The following is a 1,782-nucleotide window of genomic DNA, read 5'->3' on the forward strand; positions in this document are numbered from 1 at the left end:
GCGGCCCATGCGGCCACGGCCTCGCGTCGTGCGGCGTCGGCTTCGCGCGGGTCGCCCAGGGTTTCGAATTCCGGCTGTGCTTCGGCGGCCAGTTCCCGGTACTGGGCGTCGCGCGCGTCCACGAACAGCGCCTTGACCTGGGCGTCGGTCAGGCCGCCCGCCTCCACGTCGAAGCAGGCCCCGCACACGAAGGCCCGGCCTCCGCCTTCCTCTATCTCGCGGGCCAGCCAGAGCAGGCCGTCGCGTTGACGCTCGCCGTCGGGCAGCACGTACACGGCGTTCTTCAGGGCCACGGCCCCCAGCGCCGCAAGGCGTCGGGCGGCCTTGGCCCGCAGGTAGGGCGGCTTGGGGGGAATGTTGTGGATGCACAGCAGCCACGGCAGGTTGCGGGTCTGGTCTGGGGACATGGCAGGCTCCTTGATGTGTCAACTGCCATATAGTCAACTTTTTTATTGATGGCAATTGACATATTGTGACGCGCTCAATATATGTCAATTGCGCTACCAAATGGAGCAGTTGTTTTTTGCTTGCGCGGGTAGTGAGAGCTCAGTCAACATCTTGAAATCAAATAAAATGGAGTCAGCGATGAAAGACGTTTCCGTTCTGGCTGCCGGACTGATGGCCGCCGCCATGCGCACCGCTCCCAAGGCGGGCGGCAAGGATCTTCTGGAAATCGCCGTGGTTTCCGACGAGGCGGATCTGACCCGCATGGCCGATGCCATGCGCGACTTTGCCCCGCGCAGCACCAACGAGGCCTACTGGCTGCGCGACGCGGACAACATCGCCCAGTGCCACGCCGTGGTGCTGGTGGGGCTGCGTTCATCCCCCGCCGCCGGGTACGACTGCGGGGCCTGCGGTCACGAATCGTGCAAGACCTTTCTGGCGGCGCGCGGGCAGCAGCCTGCCTTCGCCAAGGAAATGGGCTACGGCGGCCCGCACTGCGTCATGCGCATCATCGACATCGGCTGCGCGCTGTCCTCGGCCGCCAAGGCGGCCAGCCTGCTCAGCATCGACAACCGCGTGCAGCAGCGCGTGGGCGCGGCGGCCCGGGCGCTGGGCATCATCGAGGCCGACGTGGTCATGGGCGTGCCCGTGGGCGTCTACGGCAAGTCCATCTTCCACGACCGCCCCAGCAAGAAATAGAAGCGGGGCGCGCGCCCCGACCAAGGGATACGATCATGCACGCATCGGCCATGTTCCGGGCCTTGTGCTCGGTGGGATTTCTGGCCCGCTTCTCGTACGCGCTGGCACGCAACCCGGTGCTGCCGCTGTTCGCGGTGTTCCTGGGGGCGGGGCCAGAGGCGGTGGGCCTTGCCGTGGGCATCTCCACGGTGACGGGCATCTTCTTCAAGCTGCCCGCCGGGGCGCTGTCCGACGTCATCGGGCGGCGGCGCACCATGCTGGCGGGGCTGTGCTTTTTCGCGCTGGCCCCCTTCGCCTACCTTGTGGTGAACGACTATGCCCAACTGGTGGCCGTGCGCTTCGTGCACGGGTTCGCCACGGCGGTGTACGGCCCGGTGGTCATGGCCGTGGTGGCCGACATGGCCGGTGCGCGCAAGGGCGAGATGCTGGGCTGGTTCTCGTCCGTGGGCATCATCGGCACGCTGGCGGGCGCGCCCGTGGGCGGGCTTGTCCTGTCGCTGCTGGGGGCCGAGGCGGGCGGATCGCCCGTGGCCTTCCGGGTGGTGTACGGAGTGGTGGCGGTGACCGGCCTTGCCGCGCTGGCGCTGGGCTGGCGGGTGCTGCGCGACGGGGGGGAGAGCACCCCCCCGGCAACATCCG

3 protein-coding genes are annotated in these 1,782 nt (G+C 67.8%); 2 read left to right on the top strand and 1 reads right to left on the bottom strand.

Annotation, left to right across the window (positions count from 1 at the left end; all coding sequences use genetic code 11):
• Positions 1-407, bottom strand: a 407-nt coding sequence (locus FVW27_RS14725) for a Chromate resistance protein ChrB (protein ID WP_341806152.1), incomplete at its 3' end; no start/stop codon positions are given.
• Positions 408-585: 178 nt separating this feature from the next.
• Here FVW27_RS14725 and FVW27_RS14730 point away from each other — a divergent pair.
• The gene (locus FVW27_RS14730; protein ID WP_167126500.1) at positions 586-1,143 is read left to right on the top strand and encodes a DUF2148 domain-containing protein; all 558 of its coding nucleotides are present in this window, start codon (positions 586-588) and stop codon (positions 1,141-1,143) included.
• A gap of 35 nt (positions 1,144-1,178) precedes the next feature.
• Positions 1,179-1,782: MFS transporter (locus FVW27_RS14735; RefSeq protein WP_167126502.1), on the top strand; the 604-nt coding region annotated here is incomplete at its 3' end.

Source organism: Nitratidesulfovibrio liaohensis, from assembly GCF_011682075.1.
GTDB classification, from domain to species: domain Bacteria; phylum Desulfobacterota; class Desulfovibrionia; order Desulfovibrionales; family Desulfovibrionaceae; genus Cupidesulfovibrio; species Cupidesulfovibrio liaohensis.